This window comes from Mesorhizobium sp. B2-4-6 (assembly GCF_006442775.1).
Classification (GTDB): domain Bacteria; phylum Pseudomonadota; class Alphaproteobacteria; order Rhizobiales; family Rhizobiaceae; genus Mesorhizobium.
Window position 1 is genome coordinate 420,522 of the sequence record NZ_VFVI01000001.1, and the last position, 25,823, is coordinate 446,344.

At 64.3% G+C, this 25,823-nt stretch carries 25 protein-coding genes; 10 read left to right on the top strand and 15 right to left on the bottom strand.

Features of this window, described 5'->3' with window-relative positions; genetic code table 11:
• Positions 1 to 148 precede the first annotated feature (148 nt).
• Positions 149 to 1,783: a tetratricopeptide repeat-containing sulfotransferase family protein gene (locus FJ957_RS02095; protein WP_140827970.1), complete on the top strand. Its 1,635-nt coding sequence runs from the start codon at positions 149 to 151 to the stop codon at positions 1,781 to 1,783.
• A 55-nt stretch (positions 1,784 to 1,838) separates the two neighbouring features.
• Here FJ957_RS02095 and FJ957_RS02100 read toward each other — a convergent pair whose 3' ends face one another.
• From FJ957_RS02100 to FJ957_RS02130, 7 genes are all read right to left on the bottom strand, one after another.
• Positions 1,839 to 2,192: a DUF1428 family protein gene (locus FJ957_RS02100; RefSeq protein WP_140647568.1), complete on the bottom strand. Its 354-nt coding sequence runs from the start codon at positions 2,190 to 2,192 to the stop codon at positions 1,839 to 1,841.
• Positions 2,193 to 2,385: 193 nt separating this feature from the next.
• Entirely contained in the window at positions 2,386 to 2,802 is a 417-nt protein-coding gene (locus tag FJ957_RS02105; RefSeq protein ID WP_140647546.1) for a glyoxalase/bleomycin resistance/extradiol dioxygenase family protein, read from the bottom strand.
• A 145-nt stretch (positions 2,803 to 2,947) separates the two neighbouring features.
• Positions 2,948 to 3,130 (bottom strand): hypothetical protein, encoded by a 183-nt coding sequence (locus tag FJ957_RS02110; protein ID WP_140827972.1) that lies wholly within the window; start codon positions 3,128 to 3,130, stop codon positions 2,948 to 2,950.
• Positions 3,131 to 3,222: 92 nt separating this feature from the next.
• Positions 3,223 to 3,612, bottom strand: coding sequence for a nuclear transport factor 2 family protein (locus tag FJ957_RS02115; protein ID WP_140827974.1), 390 nt, complete (start codon positions 3,610 to 3,612; stop codon positions 3,223 to 3,225).
• A gap of 129 nt (positions 3,613 to 3,741) precedes the next feature.
• Positions 3,742 to 5,268, bottom strand: coding sequence for an ABC-F family ATP-binding cassette domain-containing protein (locus FJ957_RS02120; protein ID WP_140829480.1), 1,527 nt, complete (start codon positions 5,266 to 5,268; stop codon positions 3,742 to 3,744).
• A 366-nt stretch (positions 5,269 to 5,634) separates the two neighbouring features.
• A complete protein-coding gene (uvrB, locus tag FJ957_RS02125) occupies positions 5,635 to 8,769 on the bottom strand; it encodes an excinuclease ABC subunit UvrB (protein ID WP_140827976.1) in 3,135 nt (1,044 codons plus the stop codon).
• 99 nt (positions 8,770 to 8,868) lie between these two features.
• Positions 8,869 to 9,804, bottom strand: a complete 936-nt coding sequence (locus FJ957_RS02130; protein WP_140827978.1) for a LysR substrate-binding domain-containing protein — start codon at positions 9,802 to 9,804, stop codon at positions 8,869 to 8,871.
• 104 nt (positions 9,805 to 9,908) lie between these two features.
• On the opposite strand from FJ957_RS02130, the gene FJ957_RS02135 reads away from it, so the two are divergent.
• Entirely contained in the window at positions 9,909 to 11,132 is a 1,224-nt protein-coding gene (locus tag FJ957_RS02135) for a TauD/TfdA family dioxygenase (protein WP_140827980.1), read from the top strand.
• A gap of 16 nt (positions 11,133 to 11,148) precedes the next feature.
• Here the strand turns inward: FJ957_RS02135 and FJ957_RS02140 are convergent, their stop codons facing one another.
• Positions 11,149 to 12,405 (bottom strand): hypothetical protein, encoded by a 1,257-nt coding sequence (locus tag FJ957_RS02140; RefSeq protein ID WP_140827982.1) that lies wholly within the window; start codon positions 12,403 to 12,405, stop codon positions 11,149 to 11,151.
• 144 nt (positions 12,406 to 12,549) lie between these two features.
• On the opposite strand from FJ957_RS02140, the gene FJ957_RS02145 reads away from it, so the two are divergent.
• The gene (locus tag FJ957_RS02145; RefSeq protein WP_140827984.1) at positions 12,550 to 13,596 is read left to right on the top strand and encodes a CapA family protein; all 1,047 of its coding nucleotides are present in this window, start codon (positions 12,550 to 12,552) and stop codon (positions 13,594 to 13,596) included.
• Positions 13,597 to 13,777: 181 nt separating this feature from the next.
• Positions 13,778 to 14,749: a DUF3137 domain-containing protein gene (locus tag FJ957_RS02150; RefSeq protein ID WP_140827985.1), complete on the top strand. Its 972-nt coding sequence runs from the start codon at positions 13,778 to 13,780 to the stop codon at positions 14,747 to 14,749.
• 3 nt (positions 14,750 to 14,752) lie between these two features.
• Here the strand turns inward: FJ957_RS02150 and FJ957_RS02155 are convergent, their stop codons facing one another.
• Entirely contained in the window at positions 14,753 to 15,235 is a 483-nt protein-coding gene (locus tag FJ957_RS02155; protein WP_140827987.1) for a DUF2314 domain-containing protein, read from the bottom strand.
• 233 nt (positions 15,236 to 15,468) lie between these two features.
• Between FJ957_RS02155 and FJ957_RS02160 the strand changes: the two genes are divergently transcribed.
• On the top strand, positions 15,469 to 16,095 hold the full coding sequence (locus tag FJ957_RS02160) for a hypothetical protein (protein ID WP_140827988.1): 627 nt from the start codon (positions 15,469 to 15,471) through the stop codon (positions 16,093 to 16,095).
• 59 nt (positions 16,096 to 16,154) lie between these two features.
• On the opposite strand, the gene FJ957_RS02165 is transcribed toward FJ957_RS02160, so the two are convergent.
• Complete coding sequence (locus FJ957_RS02165; RefSeq protein WP_140827990.1) at positions 16,155 to 16,670, bottom strand: hypothetical protein; 516 nt, start codon at positions 16,668 to 16,670, stop codon at positions 16,155 to 16,157.
• A 1,132-nt stretch (positions 16,671 to 17,802) separates the two neighbouring features.
• Here FJ957_RS02165 and FJ957_RS02170 point away from each other — a divergent pair.
• Positions 17,803 to 18,741 carry a diacylglycerol kinase family protein gene (locus FJ957_RS02170; RefSeq protein WP_140827992.1) on the top strand — a complete coding sequence of 313 codons (939 nt, stop codon included), beginning with the start codon at positions 17,803 to 17,805 and terminating at the stop codon, positions 18,739 to 18,741.
• A 72-nt stretch (positions 18,742 to 18,813) separates the two neighbouring features.
• Here FJ957_RS02170 and FJ957_RS02175 read toward each other — a convergent pair whose 3' ends face one another.
• Genes FJ957_RS02175 through FJ957_RS02185 form a run of 3 tightly spaced genes read right to left on the bottom strand, consistent with a single transcriptional unit; the run spans position 18,814 to position 22,552 of the window.
• Complete coding sequence (locus FJ957_RS02175; RefSeq protein ID WP_140827994.1) at positions 18,814 to 19,731, bottom strand: NAD(P)-dependent oxidoreductase; 918 nt, start codon at positions 19,729 to 19,731, stop codon at positions 18,814 to 18,816.
• Positions 19,728 to 20,939 (bottom strand): mandelate racemase/muconate lactonizing enzyme family protein, encoded by a 1,212-nt coding sequence (locus FJ957_RS02180; RefSeq protein WP_140827996.1) that lies wholly within the window; start codon positions 20,937 to 20,939, stop codon positions 19,728 to 19,730. Before FJ957_RS02180 ends, FJ957_RS02175 begins: the two co-directional genes overlap by 4 nt.
• Positions 20,936 to 22,552, bottom strand: a complete 1,617-nt coding sequence (locus tag FJ957_RS02185; RefSeq protein ID WP_140827998.1) for a GMC family oxidoreductase N-terminal domain-containing protein — start codon at positions 22,550 to 22,552, stop codon at positions 20,936 to 20,938. Before FJ957_RS02185 ends, FJ957_RS02180 begins: the two co-directional genes overlap by 4 nt.
• A 188-nt stretch (positions 22,553 to 22,740) precedes the next feature.
• Between FJ957_RS02185 and FJ957_RS02190 the strand changes: the two genes are divergently transcribed.
• Both FJ957_RS02190 and FJ957_RS02195 read left to right on the top strand, forming a co-directional pair.
• Entirely contained in the window at positions 22,741 to 23,136 is a 396-nt protein-coding gene (locus tag FJ957_RS02190) for an acyl-CoA thioesterase (RefSeq protein ID WP_140647529.1), read from the top strand.
• Between the two features lie 118 nt (positions 23,137 to 23,254).
• A complete protein-coding gene (locus tag FJ957_RS02195; protein WP_140828000.1) occupies positions 23,255 to 23,458 on the top strand; it encodes a hypothetical protein in 204 nt (67 codons plus the stop codon).
• Between the two features lie 170 nt (positions 23,459 to 23,628).
• On the opposite strand, the gene FJ957_RS02200 is transcribed toward FJ957_RS02195, so the two are convergent.
• The gene (locus FJ957_RS02200; protein WP_140828002.1) at positions 23,629 to 23,997 is read right to left on the bottom strand and encodes a helix-turn-helix domain-containing protein; all 369 of its coding nucleotides are present in this window, start codon (positions 23,995 to 23,997) and stop codon (positions 23,629 to 23,631) included.
• A 91-nt stretch (positions 23,998 to 24,088) separates the two neighbouring features.
• On the opposite strand from FJ957_RS02200, the gene FJ957_RS02205 reads away from it, so the two are divergent.
• Both FJ957_RS02205 and FJ957_RS02210 read left to right on the top strand, forming a co-directional pair.
• Positions 24,089 to 24,694, top strand: a complete 606-nt coding sequence (locus tag FJ957_RS02205; RefSeq protein ID WP_140828004.1) for an NADPH-dependent FMN reductase — start codon at positions 24,089 to 24,091, stop codon at positions 24,692 to 24,694.
• Between the two features lie 230 nt (positions 24,695 to 24,924).
• Positions 24,925 to 25,290 carry an avidin/streptavidin family protein gene (locus tag FJ957_RS02210; RefSeq protein WP_140828006.1) on the top strand — a complete coding sequence of 122 codons (366 nt, stop codon included), beginning with the start codon at positions 24,925 to 24,927 and terminating at the stop codon, positions 25,288 to 25,290.
• A 120-nt stretch (positions 25,291 to 25,410) separates the two neighbouring features.
• On the opposite strand, the gene FJ957_RS02215 is transcribed toward FJ957_RS02210, so the two are convergent.
• A complete protein-coding gene (locus FJ957_RS02215) occupies positions 25,411 to 25,821 on the bottom strand; it encodes a gamma-glutamylcyclotransferase family protein (protein ID WP_140828008.1) in 411 nt (136 codons plus the stop codon).
• Positions 25,822 to 25,823 lie beyond the last annotated feature (2 nt).

A 25,823-nucleotide genomic window follows, 5' to 3' on the forward strand; every position in this document is an offset into this window, starting at 1 on the left:
GCTGACGCTTTGTCTTGAATCTCTTGCCCGCATGGCTTAGGTCCGGCGGACCAACAAATACGGCAGGTTTCCCATTAGCAAAGATCACAGAAGAGCGGCAAACGCCGGCGGCAGGCCAGGTGGCTCGGCCAGCCCGCTCGACCCGTATGTGCAAAAGGCGCTGCAACTGCATCAGGCGGGGCGCCGCCAGGAGGCCGAGGCGCTCTACCGGCAGGTCCTGGGGCAGCAGCCGAACCATGCCGCCGCGCTGCATTTCCTCGGATTGCTGCTGCACCAGACCGGCAGGAGCGAGGAAGGGCTCGATCTCATCGAGCGGTCGGTGACGCTGCAACCCGAGAATGCCGATTTCCTCAACAATATGGGCACGGTCATGCGCGACCTCGGGCGCATCGCCGCCGCGATCGATTTCTTCCGCGGCGCGGTCGATATCCGGCCCGACCAACTGGCCGCGCGCGACAATCTCGGTTCGTCGCTGACGCAGCTCGGGCAGTTCGACGCCGCCGAGGAGATCTATCGTGGCACGATCGGCCGCAATCCGTTCCATGTCCGCGCGCGTGTCGGTCTCGCCGAAACGCTGCAGGAAGCCGGGCGGCTGGACGAGGCGATCAAGCTGTTCCGCGAGGCGCTGTCGATCCGGCCGAAGGACGCCGAGCTGCTCTACGGGCTGGGCGTCGCGATGATGGAGAAGGGCAAGCTCGACGAGGCAACCGATCTCGCCCGCCGGGCGCTGGCGATCGCCCCGAATATGGCGAAGGCCTGGCTGCTGCTCACGCAGGTCAAACGCCAAACCGAGCGCGACAAGGAGCTTTCCGGCATGGAGGCCGAGCACGCCAAGGCGCCGCAGGGCAGCCTCGCGCGCATGCAGCTCTCCTTCGGCCTGGGCAAGGTCAATGACGACCTCAAGGACTATGGCCGCGCTTTCGACTATTTCGCCGAGGGCAATGCCATCCGCCGCAAGGCGATCGACTACGATCCCGCGCGCACACGCGGCGAATTCGAGGCGATGAAGGCGGCCTTCGACACAGCCTTCTTCGAAAAGCACAAGCCAAGCGGCATTTCCGACGACACACCGATCTTCGTCGTCGGCATGCCGCGTTCCGGCACCACGCTGGTCGAGCAGATCATCGCCAGCCACAGCCAGGTCTTTGGCGCCGGCGAGTTGAACATCCTGAAGACGGCCGTCGGCAAGCAGTTTCCGATGAGCATGCCGGGCGGCTTCCCCGCCGGTATCGCCGATATGCCCGACAAGGTCTTCGCCGAGGCTGGTCAGGCCTATCTCGACATGCTGCATACCCGCTATCCGGGCTACCGCCATGTCACCGACAAGATGCCGGGCAACTTCCTTCTGGTCGGCTTCCTGCACATGATGTTGCCGAAGGCCAAGATCGTCCATTGCGCGCGCGACGCGGCGGCCACTTGCCTGTCGATCTTCAAGGTGCATTTCCGCGGCGACGGCCATCGCTACGGCTATGATCTCGGCGAGCTCGCCGATTTCCATAACCTCTACACCGACATCATGGCGCATTGGCGCAAGGTGCTGCCGGGCGTCGTGCACGATGTGCGCTATGAGGATTTCGTCGCCGACCAGGAAGGGCAGACACGGGCGCTGATGGCGCATCTCGGCCTGCCCTGGGACGACAAGGTGCTGTCGTTCCACGAGACGGACCGACCGGTGCGTACCGCATCGGCGGCGCAGGTGCGCCAGCCGATGTATCAGGGCTCCGTCGATCTGTGGAAGCGGTACGGGGATCGGCTGAAGCCGCTGCTGGATAAGCTAGCATAGCAGGGCGAAGCCTCTCAGCTTCGTCATAGGATGACGAAACGAAGGGCCGAGTTCCTCAAAGCTCCACGAACGGCTGGAAGCCGCCGAAGATCATGCGCTTGCCGTCGAACGGCATGGCAGACCAGTCCATCTTGAGGCGCTCGTCGGCCATCACCTTGGCCATGACCGCGTCGCGGCTCTGTCTAGACTCGTAGACGACCCAGGCGAAGATGACGATCTCGTCGTCCTTCGCCTGCACGGCGCGCGGAAACGACGTCAGCTCGCCATAGGGCACGTCATCGCCGACGCATTCGACATAGGCGAGCGCGCCGTGCTCCTTCCAGACGGCGCCGGCGTTCGCAGCCATTTTCTTGTACGCATCGAGATTTGCCTTCGGCACGGCGAGCACGAAGCCATCGACATAGGACATGGTGGACTCCTTGGTTGGGCGTGGCTTTCCCTTCTCCCCCTGTGGGAGAAGGTGGATCGGCGCGCAGCGCCGAGACGGATGAGGGGTGCTCCAGCTTGGCGCCAAGCTTACCCCTCACCTGGATTGCCAACTGAATTGCGAAGGGCAATTCGGGGCAATCCGACCTCTCCCATAGGGGACGAGGCAGACGGTCTCACTTCACCGGCGCGTTCATCGCCCAGGCGACGCCGAAGGGGTCTTTCACCTGGCCCCAGCGGTCGCCCCAGAACATCACCTGCAGCGGGGTGACGACCTCGCAGCCGGCATCGACCGCGCGCTTCCACCAGGCATCGATATCATCGCCGCCGAGATGGAGTTGCAGCGTGTAGCCCTGCGCCGCCTGATGCGGATGGCCGTGCTCGGGATAGGCATCGCCCAGCATCAGCGTCGAGCCGTTGACGTAGAGATGGATGTGCATGGTGCGGCCCTTATCGTCTGGCGGATAGGCGAACACTTCCTCCGCGCCGAAAGCCTTCTTGTAGAATTCGGCGGCCTTGATGGCGCCGTCGACCTGCAGGTAGGGGGTCAATCCGCCAAGGACCTTGGCGCGGGGCGGGGTCTGGTCGTTCATTCTCGTGTTCCTCTTCACGGGGTTGATCTGGCCACCCAAGGACGGACGAACCGGCGGCGATCCTACATACCTCCCGAAAATTTCTTAAACGGCCGGTTCCCGGCAGCCCGGGCGACCGGGGAACAATCGCATTGGATACGCCACTTTATATGACCTTCGCCGAGAAAGTGGCGGCACGGCGGCTTTGCCGCGTTTCGAAAATCTCCGGAAAGCCGATGTCCTTGCGCAACTCGGCGGGCAGCGAAAGCAGGATGCGCTCGCTGCGATGACGGGCACGCGCCGCGGCATACCGGTTGGCGAGACGGCCGATGGATGACAGTACCGACATGTTGGTTCTCCCTGGTTGATGCCGGCATCACCGTGTCGGCATCCCAAGGACGAGGTGGCAACAGGCGATCCGACAGATCGCCTCAATCTTTTTCAGAACACCGACGCCGCCAGCGCGGTGTCGTAATATTCCACCATCTCGATGATCTCGCCGTCGCGCACCGTCCAGAAATTGGCGGTGCGCATGATGAACTCCTCGCCGGTGGCGCGGCGTGTCATGTAGATCTCGACCTGCGCGGCGACCTTGTCGCCGCCGTCGATGATCTCGACCGGGACGAAGTGCCGGTATTCGAAGTCATCGTCGAGCGCCAGGAGCCTGGCGAGGAATTCCTGCTTGCCATGCGCGGTGCCGGCATGACGCGATTGCCGGGGATCGGCAATCCAGCGGAACACGACATTCTCGGCGCACTGCGACAAGGCGCCCTCGATGTCGCGGTCCGCATAGGCTTTGTAGAGATTGCTGACGATTTCCACTGCACGCATGGCCCGTCCCCTCCATGGCTGAGCAATTCAAGATGCTCCTTTTTTAGCAGATGGGAAAGTATTGTCGGGCCGCGAGCAAAGCCTGCCGGACGGCATTGCTTCGAATGCCGGTCCGGCAGATGTATCGTCTCAGTTCGGCGTTTCGGCGACGGAGCGGAAGAACGCTTCCGGGTCGTCGACTTCGGTCAGCCGTCGCCTGTCGATCAGCCAAAAGCGGTTGCCGACGGCGCGGATGAAGGAGCGGTCATGCGAGGCAAGCAGGCAACTCGCCTGATGCTTCAGCAATTCGTCCTCCAACACTTCCTGACCGTCGATGTCGAGGTGGTTGGTCGGCTCGTCGAGCAGATAGAAATTGGGGTGGATGAGCCGCAGTACCAGCATCATCAGTCTCGACTTTTGTCCGCCGGACAGAAGGCCGATCTTCCGGTCCTGCATCTCGATGGCGACGCCGGCCCCGGCGAGCAGCGAACGGGCACGCTGCTCGCCGATATCGAAGCGGCGCGAGAGCATCGCCAGCGGCATGTCGTCGCCATCGATGCCCGACAACGCCTGATCGCTGTAGCCGAGCGCGGTCGAGGGCGTCACCTTGACGGTCGCGACCGAACCCGGCTCGGCGATAGCGTCGCGGATCATCGCGATGAAGCGTGTCTTGCCGACGCCGTTGCGGCCGAGCAGCACGATGCGATCGTCTTGGCAGATATGGCGCTTGCCGGTCCTGAACAGCAGCGTGCCGTCGGGCATTTCGACCGCCGCGTCCTCCAGCGTGATCAGCACCTTGGCGTGGGTGCCGCGGTTGGCGAGCCGGATCGCGCCGGCCGAGCGTTCGCGATGCGCGGCCGCGGCTGCATCTTCCAGCTTCTCCGCCCGCTCCTTGAGCTGCCTGGTCTTCACCGTCAAAAGGTCGCTGCCGGAATTGATGCCGATATTGTTCAGCTTGGCGGCCTGCTTGCGCAGCTGCTGGGCGATTTTCATGTCGCGCTCGAACTTCCGCGCCGTCGCCGCATCGACCCCGTCGAGGGCCTGCCTGGCGCGCGAATACGGCAAGGCGAACACCGGTGAGTCCTCCGGACGCAGGAACAGTGTGCGGTTGGTGGTGGCGTCGAGGAAGGCGCGGTCATGGCTGGCGATGATCACCGGCACCTCGCGGGGCAATGCGTTGAGCCATGTCTCGAGTCGGCTGATCCTGGCAAGGTCGAGATGATTGGTTGGCTCGTCGAGCAGGAGCACGTCCGGGTCGGTGACCCAGACGCGCGCGATCAGCGCCAGCCGCTGCCAGCCGCCGCTCAGGGCGCGCATTCTCCGCTCGCGCATGTCCTCCGACACGTCGAGCGAATCCAGCACCACATCAACGCGCCAGAGCTCGCTGTCGCGCTGTTCGAGCGGCAAAGCATCGGCGACGACGTCATGGAAGCTGCGGTCGAGCAGCGCGTCGGGGACGGCTTGCTCGACATGGCCGACGCGCAAGCCGCGCGAGCGGGTGATGTCGCCGGTGGTGGCTTCGAATTCGCCGGCCAGGCATTTGAGCAAAGTGGATTTGCCACGGCCATTGGCCGCGACGATGCCGAGCCGGTCGCCGGCGCCGATGATGAGGTCGAGATTGGAAAAAAGCGGCGCACTCATGGTGACGCCGAGGGATTTGAGGCTGATCAGGGCCATGTCGATATCTCTGGTCTTGCCGACACTTTGTTGGAGCATGATCTTTCCCGAAAAACGGTTCCCACTTTTCGGGATCATGCTCTAGCGGCTCAATGCACCTTGACGGTGCGCCGGCAGGCCATCAGGCCAGGTTCAGCGACACCACGAAGGGCAGACCAAAAATCGAAGCGGGAAAACCCGGACCGTCCTGGTCAGCCCTGCAAGCAAGCTCGCAGGGCACAAACCGGGCCACGCTGACGATGGTGATAGTAGTTCACGCAGCCCTCCTTTCCAGATGTTCGAGTATGCTGAGCGACTACATCAAAGGCGAGGGTGAGGGCAAGTGGGCCCGCACTTTCTTTCTCCCACGGGGAGAAGGAAAAGGCGCTACTGCCCCGGCCGACCAGTCTTGCCCGGCCGGCGTTTCTGGCGGCGCTCGTCGGCTGGATCCTCGTAGGAGCCGATGCCGGCGCGCTGGCGGACGATGGGTTTGTCGCCGCGTTCCTTCGCGCCCCCCTCTGTCCTGCCGGACATCTCCCCCACCGGGGGGGAGATCGGCTGCGGCTTAGCCGGCTTCTTGCCTTCGAGGGGCTTCTCGGTGCGGCGCACCGTCATCTCGTCAAGCGAGTTCTTGCGGAACAGCGGTTTGCTGCGGTCGCCGGGAATGCCGAAATCGGAACCATGCGCTTCCTGCGCGCTCTGCTTCTTGAACAGCGAACGCGAGACGGCGCCGGCCGGGGTCGTCATGTCGGTGCCGGGGCCCATGTCGTCGATCGACGGCTTGGCGAAAAGCGGCTTCTTCACTGGCACGGCACCGTCGGCGCCCATCTCGTCGAGATGCGGCTTGCGGAACAGGTTGGGCCGGGCAGCTTTGGCCGCTTCCTCGGCGGCGCGCGCTTCATCGAGCTTGCGGAAACGCTCCTGCTCCTCGACCGTACGATGCTTGGCGACGCCCTTGTTGTGCTTGCCCTTTTCGCGGCCCGATGCAGGACTTTGCCCTTCCACCTCGCGCGCCAGCGGATCGTCGGAGATGGCGAGCTCCATCTCGCGCAGCCGCTTGATCTCGTCGCGGACGCGCGCCGCCTTCTCGAAGTCGAGATTGGCGGCGGCATCGCGCATCTGCTTGTCCAACGCCTCGAGATGGGTCTTGAGGTTGTTGCCGATCATCGCCCCGGCATCGTCGGTGAACTGCGAGATGTCGGCGCGGACATGGTCCTTCTCGTAGACCGAGTCGAGGATGTCGGCGATGCGCGACTTGACCGATTCCGGCGTGATGCCGTTGGCGAGATTCCACTCCATCTGCTTCTCGCGGCGGCGGTTGGTCTCGGCCATCGCCCGCTCCATCGAGCCGGTGATCTGGTCGGCGTAGAGGATGACCTTGCCATCGACGTTACGGGCGGCGCGGCCGATGGTCTGGATCAGTGAGGTTTCCGAACGCAGGAAACCTTCCTTGTCGGCATCGAGAATCGCGACGAAGCCGCATTCGGGAATGTCGAGGCCTTCGCGCAAGAGGTTGATGCCGACCAGCACGTCAAAGGCGCCCAGACGCAGATCGCGCAGGATCTCGATGCGCTCCAGCGTGTCGATGTCGGAATGCATGTAGCGGACGCGGATGCCGTTCTCATGCAGGTATTCGGTGAGGTCCTCGGCCATGCGCTTGGTCAGCACTGTGACCAGCGTGCGGTAGCCGGCCCTTGTCGTGTCGCGGATCTCGCCGACGACGTCGTCGACCTGGCTCTTGGCCGGACGCACCTCGACCGGCGGGTCGATCAGGCCGGTCGGGCGGATGACCTGCTCGGCGAAGACGCCGCCGGACTGGTCGAGTTCCCAACTGCCCGGCGTCGCCGAAACCGCCACCGACAGCGGGCGCATGGCGTCCCATTCCTCGAAGCGAAGCGGCCGGTTGTCCATGCAGGAAGGCAGGCGGAAACCGTACTCGGCCAAGGTCGCCTTGCGGCGGAAGTCGCCGCGATACATGCCGCCGATCTGCGGCACGGTAACGTGGCTTTCGTCGATGAAGACCAGCGCGTTGTCGGGAATGTATTCGAACAAGGTTGGCGGCGGATCGCCCGGCTGGCGTCCGGTTAGATAGCGCGAATAGTTTTCGATGCCGGCGCAGGAACCGGTCGCCTCAAGCATCTCCAGATCGAAGCGGGTGCGCTGCTCCAGTCGCTGCGCCTCCAGCAGGCGGCCAGCCTTTTCAAGCTCTTGCAAGCGAAGCTTGAGCTCTTCCTTGATAGACTTGATCGCTTGATTCAAGGTCGGGCGCGGCGTCACATAGTGCGAATTGGCGTAGATCTTGACGCTTTTCAGCTCGCCGGTCTTCTGGCCGGTCAGCGGGTCGAACTCGGTGATGGACTCGATCTCGTCGCCGAACATCGAGATGCGCCAGGCGCGGTCTTCTAGGTGGGCCGGGAAGATCTCGATGGTGTCGCCGCGCACGCGGAAGGAGCCGCGGACGAAATTGATGTCCTGGCGCTTGTACTGCTGGGCGACGAGATCGGCGAGCAGGGCGCGCTGGTCGAGCCGGTCGCCGATCTGCATCTGGAAGGTCATCGCCGTATAGGTCTCGACCGAGCCGATACCGTAAATGCAGGACACCGAGGCGACGATGATGACGTCGTCGCGCTCGAGCAGCGAACGCGTCGCCGAATGGCGCATGCGGTCGATCTGCTCGTTGATCGAGGATTCCTTTTCGATGAAGGTGTCGGTCCGGGGCACATAGGCCTCCGGCTGGTAATAGTCGTAGTAGGAGACGAAATACTCGACCGCGTTTTCGGGGAAGAATTTCTTGAACTCGGCATAGAGCTGCGCGGCCAGCGTCTTGTTGGGCGCCAGGATCAGGGCAGGACGCTGCGTTTCCTCGATCACCTTGGCCATGGTGAAGGTCTTGCCGGAGCCGGTGACCCCGAGCAGCACCTGGGTGCGGTCGTTGCTGCCGACGCCTTCGACGAGATCCTTGATCGCGGTCGGCTGGTCGCCGGCCGGCTCGAAATCCGACACCATCTTGATGGCGATGCCGCCTTCGGACTTTTCCGGACGCTCGGGGCGGTGCGGCGTCCAAAGCACGCCGTCCTTGTGCAGGGGATTGCCGGATTCGATCAGTGCCGACAGTGCTGCCACCGTGGCGGTTACGCCGCTGGACGTCATCGTCTCGGCTTCTTCCAGCGAGACGTCGAGGCCGGCGATCGGATTGAGGCCGGCCGCGGTGCGCTCGCGCGCCGACGCAGCACCCCCCATCGAGGTGCCGCGCGCCGTGCGGCCGGGCGCCGACGAGCGCTCGGGGATCTTCTTCGGGACCTTCGCCTTCGGCTGCTTTTCCGCCTCGCGCTCAATCTGCCCGGCCCAATCGGAGATCGAGCCGGTCAGCGGCGCGCCGGAAAAGTCGGCCTGCGGCGCCTCGTCAAAACCACCGGGCTTCAGCGGCTCGGCGGCATCGAGGAACTCCGTCAGCGGACTGCGCCGCTTCGGCGCGTCATCTTGCGCCGGCGAAGGCGTCTTCTTGTCAGGATGTCTGGCCATGACCGGAATATGGGTGGACTCGGCCGAAATGGAAAGAGCCGAGTGAAACGGCGCCGGCCGCGCGCGGACGCTGCTGACAGAAGGCTGTCAGGAGAGGCATCATGGCGTAGTGAGCCGGAGATCGCTGGCGTCCGCTGTCGCGGTCGAGGCAAGCGCCGCGGCGACGGCGGCGGCGCGGCGGGCCTTCGGTCCGTCCACCGGCCAGACCAGACGGCGCCTGATGGTCAATGCCGGAACCTCGCCGGCAATCTCGACGATCTGACCGGAGCGGAAATGCTCCCTCAGCACCAGTTCGCTGGCAAGCAGCGCGCCCATGCCGGAGATCGCGGCATGCGCGGCCAGCACGGTCAAGGGGAACCGGGGTCCGTGGTCGATGTTCTTGCGCTGTCGGCCGGCGGCGGTGAACCAGTTCTCCCATGTGGGATAGACGTCGTCGCCCATGGTCTGATCGATATGCAGCAGAGGCAGGCGGTCGAGCATCCCGGCGCCGTCCCGGTCGGAGCGGTTCCCGATCAAGGCCGGGGCGCAGGCCGGGACTACCCTTTCGGTGAAGAGCTCGGCCGAAGCGAGATGCTTCGCCGAGCTGTTGCGGTAGCTGATGGCGAGGTCGATGCCTTCGTCCAGCATCGAGTCCAACGCGATCGACACGACGACGCGCACATCCAGCCTGCCGAGAGCCGCGCGAATATTGCCAAGGCGCGGCGCCAGCCAAAGCGAGGCGAAGGACGGATCGGCCGCGACGGTGAACGTATCGGCGCGGCGCTCGAAACGCAGCCGCCGCAGCCCGGACGCCAGCGCGTCGAACCCACGGTCGATGTCGGGCAGCGCCGCTTCGGCGATGCGCGTGAGCGCGATGCCGTTGCCCTCGCGCCTGACCAGCTTGATGCCAAGCCGATCCTCCAGCTGCCGCAACTGATGGCCGACGGCGCCCGGCGTGACACCGAGCTCGTCGGCGGCGCGCGTGAGACTGCCGGTGCGCGCGGCGGCGGCCAGCGCCCGCAAAGCCGACAAAGGGAGGTCGCGAAGAAACGCCATGGATTGAGCTTACCTCAAAACTTGTGAAAACAAACTCGTTTGCAGGAAAAGCGGCCGCCACCCTACCGTTGTTGAAGACAACTCAATCTAGGAAAGCCATCGCCATGCTCGATATGCAAACGCAGTCCGTCCCCGCCGGCCAGGCTCTTGCGACACCGCGCTGCTTGCGATCGACGCGCAACGAGGGAGCACGCATCACGATCGAATTCGACGATGGCAGCGCCGGCCGGCTGTCGATGCGCTGGCTGCGGCTTGCCTGCGAATGCGAGATATGCGGCGACACCGCTTCCGGAAAGCGCTGGCTGACGCCCGCCGACGTTCCCGCCGATATCCGGGCGACGTCGGTCGAAATCTCGTCCGACGGGACGATGGATGTGGTCTGGCAGGACGGCCATGCCTCCCGTTTCGCGGCGGGCTTTCTCGCTGCCCACGCCGGGCAGGCCGGCGACCATGGCGCGCCGCGCTTTCAGCCGGACCTGTGGAACAGCGACTTGGCGAGCCGGCTCCGCCGTTTCGCCTTCGACGCGGTGGTCGAGAACGACGAGGCGCTTTTCCGCTCGCTGTGCGCCTTGCGCGACCACGGCATCGCCATGCTGACCGGCGTTCCGGCCGAGCCCGAGGCGACGCTGCGTGTCGCCGGCCGCTACGGTCCGGTGCGCGAGACCAGCTACGGCAAGGTCTTCGATCTCATCTCACGACCTGACGCGCGGGTGGCCGGAGAGACGGCGCGCGCGCAGATCCCGCACACGGACGAGCCGTTCCGCTATTCGCCGCCCGGCTTCATCTTCTTCCATGCCATCAGGACCGGCGCCGGCATTGGCGGCACCTCGTTGATGGTCGACGGCTTTCAGGTCGCCGAACAGATGCGCACGAACACGCCTCATTTGTTCGACCTGCTGACCCGGCATGGCGTGACATTCCATCGCGAGCACGCCGGCGACGTGTTCTTCAGCGCCGAGGCGCATGTCATCAGCCTAGACGCGACCGGCGCCGTCACCGGTCTACGCTTCAACGACCGCTGCCTGGCGCCGCAGGCCGGCGCCGTCGACGAGATCGACGGGCTGATCGAGGCGCTTGCCGAACTGACGCGGCTGATCTGCGATCCGGCGAACCAGTTCCGGCACCAGCTGCAGCCCGGCGAGGTGCTGGTCTTCGACAATCAGCGGGTCCTGCACGGGCGCACCGAATTCGATCCGACATTGGCGGTCCGCCACCTCAGAAGCTGCAACCTGGACCGTGACGGCGTCCACAGCGCGTTCCGCACACTGGCCCGTCGCTTCGCGCCGCAAGAGGCACAGGCGGTGCTTTACCAGGGGGCTATTCTTTAGCCTGTGGGATAGGTCCTCAGTTGAACCATAGCGCGAAAGTCAGGAAACCGGCGCCGCCGAATTCGCGCTGGATCTGGTCGAAATCGTCGCCGGCGAGGATCCTGCCGCTTTCGAGATAAGGCGCGATGCCGGGGCCGGTGATCGAGAGCACGAGGTCGAAAGGTTTCGGCTCGTCGAAGAAGCGCTTCATGTTGATGCCCCTGCCGGTGACGCGGAAATGCGGCAGCAGCACGCGGCCTTCGAGAAGGTCCTCGGCCATGTTCAGCGCGGCGAGCCAGGCGGTCACCTGCTGCTCGCCGACCTCGAGGCCGGTCAGCGGATTGACGCCTTTCTGCTGCGGTCCAGGCAGCCATTCGCGGTCATTGTCGGTCTCGGCCAGGATCGCTTTCCAGTCCTCGCGCGACAGCCGGATCATTTCCAGCAAATGGCGGCGCGCGGCCTGCCGGCGCTCCGGCTCGACCACCGGCCAGTTGACGAGGTGCACCAGCGAGATGAAGTCGGCGAAGCGCCATTCCGAGGCGAACATGTTGCCGCTCATGCCGCCGTCCAGTGGCACAAGCGTATCCTGCAGCGGCAGTTTCGCGCGGGGGAACAGCATGTGGAAGGAGCCGTCAAACATGCCCTTGAAATCATGCGCCAGCCAGAAATCGGCCTGCGCCATCAGGAACTCGGCATAGCCTTGCAGCCAGAAGCCGTCGGCGCGGTCGAAGCGGAAGGTGAGCGAGGGTGCAGCATCGCTGGTGTCGATGCTGCCACGGGCAAGCGAGGCCATGATGGCGGCGATGCTTTCGTCGGGCGCGAGCTTGCCATCCTCGTTGAGGTCGATGCCGACGTGGGTGAGGTCGACAACCATGCCGATATCGGCATCGGCCGGCACCGAGCCCAGCGTTGCAGCGGATTTTTCCAGCCGGTCACGGAAGACGACAAGGATGGCGCGGAATTCTTCATAGGTCAGCGGTTGCGGGTTGGGATTGTCCGGCACGGGCAATTGCATCAGCGGCAGCATGAAGGATTTCGGGCTCTCGAACCCATGCCGATGCAGGCCGGTGGCGAGGAGTTCCAGGGCGGTGAAGAATTCGCCGGCGCCCGCGGCATAGGCCGCTGCCGGGTCCCTGGCCGCTGTCGTCTCCAGCGTCGACAGCGCCGCGTTGCGGTCGGCAACGCTCTTCGCCTCAAACATGGACTTGGCCGCGTCCGGCATCTCCGCCCACGCGAAGGATGCCGGCAGGAATGCAAACAAGGCTGCTGCAAGGATCGCTCTACGCATCGTCATTGCCCTCCACTCATGCCGCGAGCATACACGTATTTGACTCGAGGCGTTCTCCGGTCTTGCAGATCAGCGAGTTCGTTTTCGCAATGGCGCCCGGCTTCAACCGACCCGTCAGACAGTCTACACAGGGCGAAACTGGACCTGCCCGTGTCGAATTATCCGCTTTCCTACAAACTGTCGTGGCTGCCGCGCCTGCTGCGACCGTCGCTTGCCGGCGACCGGGACGGTTTCGCGGCGCCCGCGGCAACGTTGATCGATCCGCAGCCCATGCGGAAGGTGCGGCTGGCGTTCGTCGGTGACATTTCGGCAGTCGCCAATCGCGATGCGCCGGAATGCGATCCGCTGATCGCCGCGCTGCTTTCATGCGCCGACCTAGTGGTCGGCAATTGCGAAAGCCCGATCGTCGAACGCCCACGCGCGGCGATCGGCACGCGGCTCGGCACGCATCACGCGATGGGCGAACGCTTCCTGGCCGATGCGCTTGCAACCGCCGGCATCGCGCGCGACAGGCTCGTTCTGTCCTTGGCCAACAATCATGTGCTCGACCAGGGGATTGCCGGCTTCGAGGAAACACGCGCGGCGTTGAGCCGGCTCGGGATCCGGACCATCGGCACGGTTGCGGGCGGACCGGTCCAGCGTCATGCGGCCGGATCGCTGACGATCGGCTTTGCGGCTTTCACCCTGTGGCGCAACACGGACGCCGCGCCGTTCGAGGAACGCATCTCGATGCGCAGCGATCCCGCCGAATGGCCACGCGACGCTTCCGGCATCGACTTGCTTTGCGCGGTGCCGCACTGGGACTGGGAGTTCCGGCATTTTCCACGGCTGGCGACGCGGTCGCTGGCGGGGCGGCTGGCGGATCGCGGCGCCCGGCTGATCGCAGGGCATCACGCGCATGTCGTGCAGCCCATCGAGCGCATCGGCGACAGCCTCGTCGCCTATGGGCTCGGCGATTTTCTCGGCACTGCCTTTACCAGACCGCCATGGCCGGCACGCGTCGGCTCGATATTCGTTGTCGATGTCAGCGCCGATCCGGCCACGCGCGGCGCCATCGCCGCCTACAAGATGCATTTCTTCATGCGGCTGCGGGCAGGCAGCCATGAGCGGCTGGTGCCGGTGGAGACGCTCGACGGGGCGCTCAAGCCGCGGGTAACGGCGCGGCTGGCGACGATTTTCCCAGCCTCGCGGAACTAGAGCGGTTCTTCGTTCCACGGAAACGACGAACTGCCCTAGCTATTTGTTTTGACGCAATTCCGGACGGAAAACCGTTTCACACTTTCCTGGAATGCTCTGGCCGCCCATCGCCGTGAGCGCAGGCGACTTTCGCGCAAAAGCCGCTATCATAGCCGCATCTCAGCGGCGGCCGGGGGTGGCCATGGAAGCAGTGGATTTCATGCCGAGCGAAGCGGTGATCGCAGGCATCAGGCGCGGCATCGAGGACTACGAGGCGAAACGGGCGTCAGCCCAGAAACAGGTCCGCTGGCGGGTGCCCGTGTTCGTCGGCCTGGCCGTCGTCTTCGTCGCGCTCATTGCCTGGCTGTTCAACGCCGCCGCCGATCCGCACGAACAGTGGCTCTCCACGCCGCATGTCTTTCTCTATCTTGGCGGCATGGCCGCGGCGGTGGTGCTCTATTTCCAGGCGCTGAGGCCGGCGACCCGGCTGCAGCAATCCTTCCGCGACACGCTGCTGCCGATGATCTTCGGTTTCGTGCGCGACGTGCGCTACCAGCACGGAACGCGACCGAACTCCTTCGACAGGATGCCGCGCGAAACCGTCGGCGCTTTCAACCGCCAGAGCTTCGACGACGTTATTTCCGGGCGCTACGAGGATTTTCCCTTCGAACTCTACGAGGCCAAGCTCTGGGAAGGCTCCGGCAAAAGCGAGACGACCGCATTCAAGGGCGTCATCGTCGCCTTCGAGACCATCGAGCCGTTCCCGGGCACGCTGGTCGCGGCGCGCAAGGCCGGCAAGGTGGCGCATTTCTTCCGCGGCATGTTCACCAGCAAGATGCAGGAGCTGTCCTCCGGCGTCGAAGACCTCGATGCCGCCTATGAATTCCGCACCGACAATGTCGAGGCGGCGCGGCCGCTGGTGACCGGCCGGATGGCGCGGGCGCTGACCTGGCTGCGCGAGACATGGCCCTACGACCAGGCGCGGGTGGCGCTCGGCGGCAGCGACGGCTTTCTGTTGATGCCGCGGTCGAAGAACTTCTTCGAGCTGCCGGATATCTCGCAACCGATCGACTACAACATTCATGTCGCGCCGATGATCACCGATCTCGGCGCCATGCTGGCGACGGCGGCGCTGGTGCGCAAGATCGGCGCGAAGGACGAAGCGGCCGGATAGGGTTCAGCAATCGAAGCCGTATGCAGAACGCATGTAATCCGCCTCTTCCTTCGACATCTTCTTGAACATTACACAGACGGTGAAGCTGCCGATCCGGCGGCCGTTCCTGGTGTAGCCCCAGTCGGAGATGTCGTCCCTGGTGAATTCGATGTTCTGGCCAAGGACGACGTTGCGGGCGATTTCCGGCTCGTTCGCCAATATGCCGACGAAGCCGGTGTCGGTCCGCTTGAAGGGGATGACCCAGAAATGCTCCGTCGCATTTCCGTCGACAATCATCACCTTCAGCTTGAACCTGTCGGTTCCCGGTGGCGGAGCGTCGGCCAAGGCCAGGAATTCATCCAGGCTGGATCGCGCCTTTGCGATCGCCGCCGCCATCTCGGCGTCGTCGGAGGCGATCATCATGGCCTTGTCGTCGCCTTCCGCCCAGGCATGCAAAGGAGCGAGCGCCAGCAGCAGGCATAGCGCGATACGAACGGCAATTGTCATGACACCCCCCAACCCCGGTCAAGGCCGCTATCTTCCTGTAATATGTCGGCATTATCAATCGAACCGCGGTTCGCCGCCAAGCTATTGAGGCCATGGGCGGACGCCTGCCATTTGCGACAATCATCCGTGGTTTGCGAAGTGGCCTACGCTGATGGTCAGCCGGGTATGACAAGCGGGAAGACCCGGCTGCCGAAGAAATCGAATACAATGGAATTGCGCGGAGAGGGCAGGATATGCGACCGAGATTTGTGGCCGCGGCGTTCGCGGCGATCGTGCTTTGCGCCGGGCCTGCCCGTGCCGACGACCCGAAGGCGTTCAAGCTGACCATCGACGGCGTGAGCGTCGATATCGATCCGGGCGAGGATGTCGACGTGACCTTGCCCGGCGGCAGGACCAGCAAGGTGCGGCTCGATCACAATGATTTCGCGACCTTCTCCGGCGGCGCATTCTCCTTCGTCCATTCGAGCAGCAATTCGGTCACCAAGACCGATCTCGGCGACGGCATCGCCCAGTATCTGATGGCTTCGGCGCTCGGCACCCTCGTCGTGGTGCAGAAATACGACAGGATGAACCCGGTTTCTCTCAACCAGCTGATGCTGCAGGAGATGACCAAGGAAACGGTCCAGGCGGGTGGTCAGCTGACGCAGCAGCCGACGAGCCGCAAGCTTGCCGACGGCAAGGAGTTGACGGGCCTCAAGGCCACCGTCAAGACGCGCACCGACAGTGCGGATTTCGAGATCGTCGGCTTCGGCACCGCCGATCAAGGGTTGCTCTTCATCACGCGCATCGGCGATCAGGACAATGCGACCGAGCAGCCGCTGATTGACAAGTTCTGGGAGACCTTGAAGATCAAGCTGTAAGGTGTCCGATATTCAGGTGAGGCCGGCCTGCCCTGAATCTCAACACGCCTTGGACGGGCCTACAGACCCGTCAGGCCGGCCAGCCAGTTCGCCGAGCGCTTCGCCGCGTCCACTGTTGCGCCAGCGGCACGGCTGAGATCGGTCTTGACCACGGCATAGCCGGCCTTGGTGCGGTAAAGCACCGCGCGGCCGCCATCGACCGACCTATCGAAGGCGACGGGCTTTGCCGATTCCGTTTCGCTGGCGGTCACCGTTGCGCCGACCGGGGCGCTCGGGCGATGGTCGAGCTCGGGCGGCAGCGGGGCGATGGTTTCGACGACGCGGTTCCTGGGCTTCAGATCCGGCCTGGAGGCTTTCGCGGCAAGCTCGGAGGAAGAGGCCGAGCCCTTGACGCGGCAGATGCCTGAAACCAGCGGATAGTCGAAATTGCGCTGGTGCAGCATCTGGCTCTTCATCGCCGCCTCGCAGTCGGCGATCGTCGTCCATTTGGCCGGCGTCTCGCCGATATATTCGCACAGCTTGGCATCGCAGTCGCAGCCGACGATGGTCATGGCGACAAGGGCGGTCTTGATCACGGTCTTGTCCCTTCGAAATTGCCCTTTCCACCCCACTCGCATCAATCCATGCCGAACAAGGCGGGATTTGGCCGCGATTGTGAAATGTGGATGATGGCAGGTTTCCGAAGGTTGCTCAGCGGGCGACTGTGACCGAAATGCCTCAGTCGTCGGCGTAGACATGTTCGAATTTGGCACCGGCCTTGGCCAGAGCCGGCAGGACCAAGTGCAGCTTGCGCACGGCGACGGCCAGCGCGGTGCGGCGCGTGTCGGGCGATACCGGGATCGGCTGAACAGGATGCGCGCGCCTTCGGGGCGGCGATCTCCGCGCCCGAGGTGACCGTGATAGTGATCTCGTCGTTGCCGCCGATCTCGACGAAGGAGATTCCCTTGTCGGTCAGGCGCGGGACCATCTCGGTAAAGGCCTCTCCGCCGGCAGCACTCGCCCGCTGGCGAGGCATCGCGCCAAACTGCCTGGAAAGCCGTTCCCAAAAAGACAGTTGGCGCTGGGATTTCTCCCAGCGCCTCCCTGTCAGATCAGGAGCCGGTTAAGGCAGCAACTTCCGTAAAGTCGTCGCGCCAAGCCAGCCTTGATTTTGACGGTCCTGCCAGTTGCCACCCGAGGGCAGCTCCCGTTCCAGACCACGCTAATCTCCACCCTTGCGGGCTTCGCCCAGCGTGCCATCGAAGGTTTTTACCGGCCTTCATGGCAGCATCGGTCCGCCGTCGGCGTTGGCACGCTTTCCGCGGCACCCGTAGGTCTCGGCATCCGTCCCTCCAACAGGCAAGCCTGCTTTCGTTCTGGGCCGTACGGGCCTCAGGAAATCCGCCTTGCGCTTTTGCCTTTCGGCTGGGGCGTTCAGTGGCCGCCTGAGATGGGTTGAACGTACGCCGGATAAGGGGTCTGGGGAATGCCGGCGTGCCTGTGGATAGCGGGATTATCGGGGACCAATGGCAAAAGCTTCGGAATCTGCCGGCCGAACCCCTTAGACAGCCTGCCTCGCTTTTTTAGCGACCTTGGGTGTTCGAGCCTTGCTCCGCCGCCCGGTCCGCGTTTCAATGTCGGCAAAAGAGTTTGGGCCGGCAAAAGACTTTGGGCGCCGGCGCGGACTCCGCCGCGCATTTTGCGCGACGTGCCTCGGGGGAGGTCGGCTTGAAGGTCGGGGTGGTTCTCAATCCGATTGCCGGAGGCGGCAGGCTCAAGCGGCATTGGGCGGAGGCGGCGGCGTCGCTCAAGACGAATTTCGGCGATTTCGACCTGCGCGAGACGCAAGCCTGCGGCGACGCCGAGCGGCTGGCGATCGACCTCGCCGCCGGCGGATGCGATCTGGTGATCGCGGCCGGCGGCGACGGCACCGCCAGCGAGGTGGCCGACGGGCTGCTGCAGGCACGGCAAGAGAGTGGCCGCGAAAGCGCGCTTGGACTTCTGCCTTGCGGCACCGGCATCGACTTCGCGCGCGGGCTTGGCCTACCGCGCGGCATAGGCGCCTCGGTCAAGCAAATCGCCGATGCCGAGGGCCGCAAGATCGACGCCGGCCGCATCTGCTACATCGACGACCATGGCGCGCTGGCCAGCCGCCACTTCATCAATATCGCCAGCCTCGGCCTGTCCGGCGCGACGGATCGCGCCGTCAACGCCGACAAGCGCAAGGGCAGGGTGTCGGCCAAGGCGCTGTTCCTCTGGCGCACGGTGTTCGAGTTCGTCCGCTATCGCTTCCAGGACGTCCGGATCACCATCGACGACGGCGAGCCGGTCGAGGCGCGCATGGCGCTGGTGGCGGTGGCCAACGGCAAATTCTTCGGCGGCGGCATGATGATAGCGCCGGACGCCGAACTCGCCGACGGTCAGTTCGACATCGTCATCCTGCGGGCCGCCGGCAAGCTCGGACTGATAAGAGACATCAGCCTGCTCTATGGCGGCCGGCATCGCAACCATCCGGCAATCACCATCCTGCGCGGGCGCAAGGTGATGGTCGAGCCGCTCGGCGATGTCGAGGAGAACGGCGCGCTGGTCGACATAGACGGCGAGTCCCCGGGCCGGATTCCGGCGACCTTCGAGATACTGCCCGGCGCACTGACGCTGCGAGGTTGAATCAACTGACTGAGAGTTTGATTCAGCTGGCACGGGCAGATGGTTGAAATGGCTGGCTGATTTTTTGCGGGGTTATAGTTCCAGCTTAGCCGGGAAGCCCGGCGCGCGCAGCTCCGTCCCGACCGCATCCTCCAGAAGCTTGACGATCTGGGTCGACCAGGCGTCGCCGCCATAGGCGCGCTTGCCCTCTTCGAAAATCGCGTTGACGCGCGACGCCAGGTCGAGCGGCACACCGGATTTTTCGCCCATGCGAAGCGCGAAACCGAGGTCCTTCAGCGCCAGGTCCATGGTGAAGCCGATGTCGTAGGAACCGTTCAAGATCAGCTGGCCTTCGGTCTCGTGCACGAAGCTGCTGCCGGAGGAGGCGACGATGGCATGGTAGGCCTGGGCGAGATCGAGCCCGCCCTGTTTGGCCAGCATCAGCGCCTCGCCGGCGGCGACGAGATGGATGAAGGCCAGCATGTTGGTGATGACCTTGATCACCGCCGCCGAGCCGATCGGGCCCATCAGAAACGATTTCGAGCACATCGCTTCGATGGCCGGGCGATGGCGTTCGTAAAGCGCGGCATCGCCGCCGACCAGCGCGGTGATCTTTCCGACTGCCGCCAGATGGACGCCACCGGTGACGGAACATTCCAGCGTCTCGATCCCCTTGGCGGAGGCAAGCGATGCCAGCCGCAGGATCTCGTCGCGGCCGTTGGTCGACATCTCGATCCAGGTGCCGTCCTTGGGCAGGCCATCCAGCAATCCGCCGGGGCCGCAGAGCACCGCCTCGCTGACTTTCGGCGAAGGCAGGCAGGTGATCGCGTTGCCGGAGCGGGCCGCCGCCTCGGACGGGCTTTCCGCCGCCGCCGCGCCGAGCACGACGAGACGATCGACCGCTTCCGGGTCGCGGTCGAAGACGGTGACGGCAAAGCCGTTGCGCAGCAGGCTGGCGGCAAGCTTGCCACCGAGATGGCCGAGGCCGATGAAGGCGTAGCTTTCACTCACGGCATCAGCGGCGTCTGCATCATCTGCAAATGCAGCTCCTTGCCGGAGTAGGGATGCGCGTCGCAGACCTCCTCATTGAGCTCGACGCCGAGGCCGGGCTCCTTCGAGGGGACGACGTTGCCGTCCTGCCATTCGATCTTCTTCTTGAGCAGCGTGGCGTGAAAACCGTCCCACTGCTTCAGGGATTCGAGGATGAGGAAATTCGGCAGCGTCGCCGCAAGCTGGATGTTGGCCGCGCCGACGATCGGGCCGCAATAGCAGTGCGGCGCGATCTGGATGTGATAGGCCTCCGCCATGGCGGCGATCTTCTTGGTTTCAAGGATGCCGCCAGAGCGGCCGAGATCGGGCTGCAGGATAGTGGCGGCGCGGTTCTCGATGACGCGGGCGAATTCGAACTTGGTGGTCAGGCGTTCCCCGGTGGCGATGGGGATCGAGGTGCCGCGGGCGACCTGCGCCATCACTTCGGGCATATCCGGCGGCACCGGCTCCTCGAACCAGAGCGGGTCGTAGGGCTCGATGGCGCGCGCCATGCGCAGCGCGCCGGATGCTGTGAACTGGCCATGCGTGCCGAACAGGATGTCGGCCCTGGTGCCGACCGCCTCGCGGATCGCCTTGATCATGCGTGCCGAAAGGTCGATGTCGATCAGGCGCGGCTGGTGGCCGTCATAGGCGGTGTAGGGGCCGGCCGGGTCGAGCTTCACGGCGTTGAAGCCCTGCTCGACATATTCGAGCGCGCAGGCGGCGGCCATGTCGGGGTCGTTGTAGACGTTCTTGCCGCGCGCATCTTCCGAATGGACGCTGCCGGTGTGCGGATAGAGATAGGTGTAAGAGCGCAGCGTCTCATGCACCTGGCCGCCGAGCAGCTTGTAGACCGGCTTGCCGGCTTCCTTGCCGACGATGTCCCAGCAGGCCATTTCGAGCGCCGAGAAGCAGCCCATGCCGGAGACGTCGGGGCGCTGGGTGAAGCCGGAGGAATAGGCGCGGCGGAAGAAATTCTCGATGTCATGCGGATCGCGGCCGACGAGATAGCGTTCGGCCATGTCCTCGATCATCTTCGCGGTGACATGCGCGGAGAAGGTGGCGTTGTAGGCTTCGCCATAGCCGGCCACGCCGCCATCGGTGGTGAGCTTGACGAAGATGAAATACTTGCCGCCGATGCCGGGCGGCGGGTTACCGACAACCCAGGTCTTTACGTCGGTGATTTTCATTTGTGGTCCTCCAGAATCAGGTCGGCGCCTTTCCATCCGGTCAGGATCGAGGCGGCATTGGTGTTGCCCGTGATGTTGTCGGGGAAAATCGAAGCGTCGACGACCCGCAAGGCGTCCAGCCCGTGCACCTTCAGCCGCGGATCGACCACGGCGCGCGACGCGTCCGGCCCCATCCGGCAGGTCGAGACCGGGTGATAGACGGTGCCCGAGCGTTTCCTGAAATCCTGGACAAGGTCGGCGTCGGATTTGATCGACGGTCCGGGCAACACCTCTTCCTCGATGATCTCGGCCATGGCCGGCATCGAGGCGATCTTGCGCACGAACTTCACCGCCGCCAGCATCTCGTCGACGTCGGCGTTGGTCGAATAGGCGTTGGCTGTGATCCTGGGATAGTCGCGCGGGTTGTTCGATCGGATCATGATCTCGCCGCGGCTCGACGGGCGACAGTTGGACAGGCCGATGGAGAAGCCCGGCCATGGGTCGGGCGTCAGGATCGGACGCTCGCCGCTCTTCGGGATGACGGTCGAGAAGGCCTGGAAATAGAGCTGCATGTTCGGCCGCGCCATCGTCGGGTCGGTGCGGAAGAAGCCGCCGGCATTGTTCATCGACAGCGACAGCGGACCGGAGCGTGTCAGTATGTACTGCATACCGACCAACAGCTTGCCCCACCATGGGCGCAGGATCTGGTTGAGCGTCGGGACCTTGCCCTTGAAAGTATAGTTGATGCCAACATGGTCCTGCAGGTTGGCGCCGATATTGTCGTTGGCGTGGACCACCGGGATGCCGAGGCCGGCCAGCAGCGCCGACGGGCCGACGCCGGAAAGCTGCAGCAGTTGCGGCGAGTTGACCGAGCCACCCGACAGGATCACTTCGCGGCCCGCGCGTGCCGTCTTCTTCTGACCATTCTGCTCATATTCGACGCCGACGGCGCGCTTGCCCTGGAACAGGATCTTCGTCGCCAGCGCGTTGGTCTCGACGCGGACGTTGACGCGCTTCATGGCCGGCCGCAGGAAGGCGCGGGCGGCGGACATGCGGCGCCCGTTCCTGGTCGTGATCTGGTAGATGCCGACGCCTTCTTGGGAAGCGCCGTTGAAGTCCGGATTGAACGGCAGGCCGGCCTGCTCGGCGGCGGCCAGATAGCGCTTGGTCAGCGGGTGTACGGCGCGGGAACAATCGGTGACGCGCAAGGGGCCGCCGACGCCGCGCCACCGGTCGGCGCCGGCCGCATTGTCCTCCATCGCCTTGAAGGAGGGCAGAAGATCGTCATAACCCCAGCCGGGATTGCCGGCGGCGGCCCAGGCGTCGAAATCCTCGCGCGCGCCGCGGATAAAGACCATGGCGTTGATGGAGCTCGAGCCGCCGAGCAACTTGCCGCGCGGCCAGTGGTCGGCATTGCCGGCGAGACCGGGATCCGGCTCGGCCTTGTAGTTCCAGTTGACGGCCGGATCGAAGAAGGTCTTGCCGTAGCCGAGCGGCATCTGGACGTAGAACCGCCGATCGGTTCCGCCGGCCTCCAGCACCAGCACCGAGAAGCGGCCCGACGCCGACAACCTGTCGGCAACGACCGAACCGGCCGAACCGGAGCCGACGACGATGAAATCATAAGTCTGCATGATGGCGTGGGCGGCTCCGCAATGTCGGGCTTACCCTAGACATTGCCGGCTCGCGGCGTCGCCGTGGCTTCCGGCATGGCTTGTGAAAAAAGCGACCGGCGAAGCGGCGTGCATTTCGCTTTCACCAAAGCTTGCGACATGGCGGTCGCATTGCTACGCAACAGCAACCGACCTCCAAGGATTTCGCCATGGTGCATTACGCGGACGGAAAACCTCTCGGCGATCTCACTTTGAGGACGCTCGCCATGCCCTCCGACGCCAATGCGGCCGGTGATATTTTCGGCGGCTGGGTGATGGCGCAGATGGACCTTGCCTGCGGCATCCGCGCCGCCGAGCGCGCCAAGGGGCGCGTGGTCACCGCCGCGGTCAAGGAGATGTCCTTCGCCAAGCCGATGAAGATCGGCGACACGCTTTGCATCTACACCCATGTCGAGCGCGTCGGCCGCACCTCGATGGTGCTCAAGGTCGAGGCCTGGGCGCAACGCTACCTTTCCGACCTGATGGAAAAGGTCACCCATGCCGATTTCGTCATGGTCGCGCTCGACGGCGAAGGCAAGCCGAAGCCCGTTCCGGCCGAGATCTGACGGGATACCGATTCTCCCCAGGCTTGCCCTTTTGTAACAACGCCCGCGTGGGAGATGCGCTTCGCGACATCCGATGGTTGCCTTCGCGCCCCACTTTGAGGTCGCGAGGGGGAAAACAATGCGTCAACATTTGCTGAACGGCTGGCTCGTGGCAGCCCTTATTGCTCTGGTCTGCCTGCTCGGCATAACGGCCTACATGGAGGTCAGGAAAGACCTTCCGCGCGTCGCCTGCATGCGGGATCGGGCTGTGGCCGGCAAGAGGGCCGCGCAATCGGAAAGCTGCTCGATGGCGTGCTGCGGCAGCACCAATCCAAACGCCTGATGCGTAGCCGGCTAAAGACAGCCCTGCTTGTCGGGGAGGTTGCGCGGAGACGCCGGCGAGGCTAGCGGCGAGGCCGCAGCGGATTTGATCGAAGCGAAACGCAGGACAGGGGCCGGCGCCGAGCCGCACGGTTCATCCAATGGTTCAGAAACCATTGAACTACAAGGGTTTCAAGCCTGCTGGCTGTCGAATTTCGCGCGCGCTTCGCGGACCCGATTGGTGTTCTTGCGCGCCCATTCGCCGAGCGCCCCGACCGGCACGAGCAGCTCGTGGCCGAGCTGGGTCAGCTCGTAATCGACCCGTGGCGGAATGGTCGGAAACACTTTTCGCGTCACGAACCCGTCGCGTTCCAGACCGCGCAAGGTGGTGGTGAGCATCTTCTGCGAAATGCCGCCGACGGCGGCGCGCAATTCGTTGAAGCGCATCGCCCCGTCGCCCAGCTTGCCGACCACGAGCACGGTCCATTTGTCGCCGACTCGTTGCAGGATCTCCGACACGGCACGGCAGTCTTCGGTGATGTGCGGGTGCCTCAGTAACAAAAACGTGCCTCCTTGCGCGCCGGTTTGTCAGTATCACATATAGCGCCGGTATCCAAACGATACCAGCAATTCCCGCAAGGAGAGAGCCCCTATGTCCAAACCAAAAATCGCCATCGTCGTCGGTTCGACGCGCGCCGCCCGCTTCGCCGACGTCCCGACGCAGTGGATCGCCAAGATCGCCAAGGCGAACGCCGACATCGAGGTCGAGGTCGTCGATCTGCGCGATTTCCCGCTGCCGTTCTTCGACGAAGTCGCGTCCTCCGCCTGGGCGCCGTCGCAGAACGAAGTGGCGCAGCGCTGGCAGAAGAAGGTCGCCGAGTTCGACGGCTTCATCTTCACCGCCGCCGAATACAATCACGGCCCGACGGCCGTGCTGAAGAACGCGATCGACTACGCCGCCAATGAATGGAACAAGAAGCCGGCCGGCTTTGTCGGTTACGGCAGCGTCGGCGGCGCGCGCGCGGTCGAACAGCTTCGCCTGCATGCCGTCGAGCTGCAGATGGCGCCGGTGAAGTCGGCTGTCCACATCGCCTGGGGCGATTTCCTCGCCGTCCGCCAGGGCGACAAGAAGCTGGAAGATCTCGAGCACCTGAATCAGGCCGCGACCGCGCTGGTCAACGACGTGGCCTGGTGGGCGAAGGTGTTGAAGGCGGCGCGCAAGGCAGATGTGCTCGACGAGGAAGCCCGGGCTGCCTGAGCGGTTGATCGATATTGTCCTCCCATTGGGAAAGGGGCGGCGCGAGCGTCGCCCCTTTTTCAATTTGCGCGAACCCGAGCTACCGTCTTGCCTAGATTCCAGTTTGATCTCTTTAAGCCGTCGCAATAGCTGCGTTCGGGTTTGCCGGTCACTTGACCGCTCGGGACGACGCGTTAGATGCAGGCCCGAATCCGCTCAAGACAAAGCCAGTACAGTGCTGGAGGACCTGAATGCCTTGGCTTGGCAGATGGCGTAATCAGTACGGGTCCGTCCTCGACATAACCGGCGAGGACGGCGGCCGGATTGAAGGCACGTTTCGCACGGCGCTCGAAGACAGCAGCTTCTATGGACAGACCGTGCCGATATCCGGCATCGCGCATGGCGATGTGATTGGAGTAACGGCCGCCGGCGAGGGTACCGCCGGCCCCGCCGCGGTGAGTTACACCGGCATATTGCGGGACGGCAAACTGGAGACGATGTGGCTGACGGTGGCGGGCAGCACCATCACCGGCAAGCAGGGCGAAACCGCTTCCCGCAAGCGGGTAGGGACCTGGCGTGCCTTCGGCATTAGCCTCGACACCTTCGTCCGAGAATAGCCAAGCTGGCGGGCACCGAGTGCCTTGCCAGGACGCGGCGCAAGCCATTGCTGCTTGGCGCCGCTCTGATCGCGATCGCTGCCGCCGTTTAATATCCGAGCCGAAAATACAAACTTCTCGCTAAGAGCTCGGGGGAACCACGAAGCGCCGGTCGTTGTAACGAGCGAGATATCCGGAATGTACGGGATCGGCGAGATGCCGGGATTTCATATAGACCTGCGCCAGGGTCGACAGCCCGCCCTCGAGAGGCTCAACCTCGACCGGCAAGCGCAAATTGCCGGGCGCGCCGACGGATTCAAGCCTGTCGAGGCGTGAGAGAATGCGATCATCGACCTCGTAAAGTTCGCCGGCGACCTGAAAGCCGGCACCCGGTTCGTTGAACATCATCGGAGCGAAGCGAGGCCCGGCAATCAGCATTGGAAAACGCTCATGCGTCCGACAGTTGCCAAGAAACGCAGCCCCGCTCAAACCCTGCTCGTGGAGGGGGAACCCTCTTTTCAAGGTGCCAAAGGCGAAGATGTTCGTGACCATTC

Bases quoted from the DNA above. Each gene is read 5' to 3' on its own strand.
- uvrB (WP_140827976.1), bottom strand. From the start codon at position 8,769: ATGGCCAGACATCCTGACAAGAAGACGCCTTCGCCGGCGCAAGATGAC.
- FJ957_RS02190 (WP_140647529.1), top strand. From the start codon at position 22,741: ATGGTGCATTACGCGGACGGAAAACCTCTCGGCGATCTCACTTTGAGG.
- FJ957_RS02205 (WP_140828004.1), top strand. From the start codon at position 24,089: ATGTCCAAACCAAAAATCGCCATCGTCGTCGGTTCGACGCGCGCCGCC.
- FJ957_RS02115 (WP_140827974.1), bottom strand. From the start codon at position 3,612: ATGCGTGCAGTGGAAATCGTCAGCAATCTCTACAAAGCCTATGCGGAC.
- FJ957_RS02155 (WP_140827987.1), bottom strand. From the start codon at position 15,235: ATGACAATTGCCGTTCGTATCGCGCTATGCCTGCTGCTGGCGCTCGCT.
- FJ957_RS02110 (WP_140827972.1), bottom strand. From the start codon at position 3,130: ATGTCGGTACTGTCATCCATCGGCCGTCTCGCCAACCGGTATGCCGCG.
- FJ957_RS02135 (WP_140827980.1), top strand. From the start codon at position 9,909: ATGCTCGATATGCAAACGCAGTCCGTCCCCGCCGGCCAGGCTCTTGCG.
- FJ957_RS02210 (WP_140828006.1), top strand. From the start codon at position 24,925: ATGCCTTGGCTTGGCAGATGGCGTAATCAGTACGGGTCCGTCCTCGAC.
- FJ957_RS02140 (WP_140827982.1), bottom strand. From the start codon at position 12,405: ATGACGATGCGTAGAGCGATCCTTGCAGCAGCCTTGTTTGCATTCCTG.
- FJ957_RS02180 (WP_140827996.1), bottom strand. From the start codon at position 20,939: ATGAAAATCACCGACGTAAAGACCTGGGTTGTCGGTAACCCGCCGCCC.
- FJ957_RS02195 (WP_140828000.1), top strand. From the start codon at position 23,255: ATGCGTCAACATTTGCTGAACGGCTGGCTCGTGGCAGCCCTTATTGCT.
- FJ957_RS02150 (WP_140827985.1), top strand. From the start codon at position 13,778: ATGGAAGCAGTGGATTTCATGCCGAGCGAAGCGGTGATCGCAGGCATC.
- FJ957_RS02160 (WP_140827988.1), top strand. From the start codon at position 15,469: ATGCGACCGAGATTTGTGGCCGCGGCGTTCGCGGCGATCGTGCTTTGC.
- FJ957_RS02130 (WP_140827978.1), bottom strand. From the start codon at position 9,804: ATGGCGTTTCTTCGCGACCTCCCTTTGTCGGCTTTGCGGGCGCTGGCC.
- FJ957_RS02105 (WP_140647546.1), bottom strand. From the start codon at position 2,802: ATGAACGACCAGACCCCGCCCCGCGCCAAGGTCCTTGGCGGATTGACC.
- FJ957_RS02185 (WP_140827998.1), bottom strand. From the start codon at position 22,552: ATGCAGACTTATGATTTCATCGTCGTCGGCTCCGGTTCGGCCGGTTCG.
- FJ957_RS02215 (WP_140828008.1), bottom strand. From the start codon at position 25,821: ATGGTCACGAACATCTTCGCCTTTGGCACCTTGAAAAGAGGGTTCCCC.
- FJ957_RS02120 (WP_140829480.1), bottom strand. From the start codon at position 5,268: ATGGCCCTGATCAGCCTCAAATCCCTCGGCGTCACCATGAGTGCGCCG.
- FJ957_RS02100 (WP_140647568.1), bottom strand. From the start codon at position 2,192: ATGTCCTATGTCGATGGCTTCGTGCTCGCCGTGCCGAAGGCAAATCTC.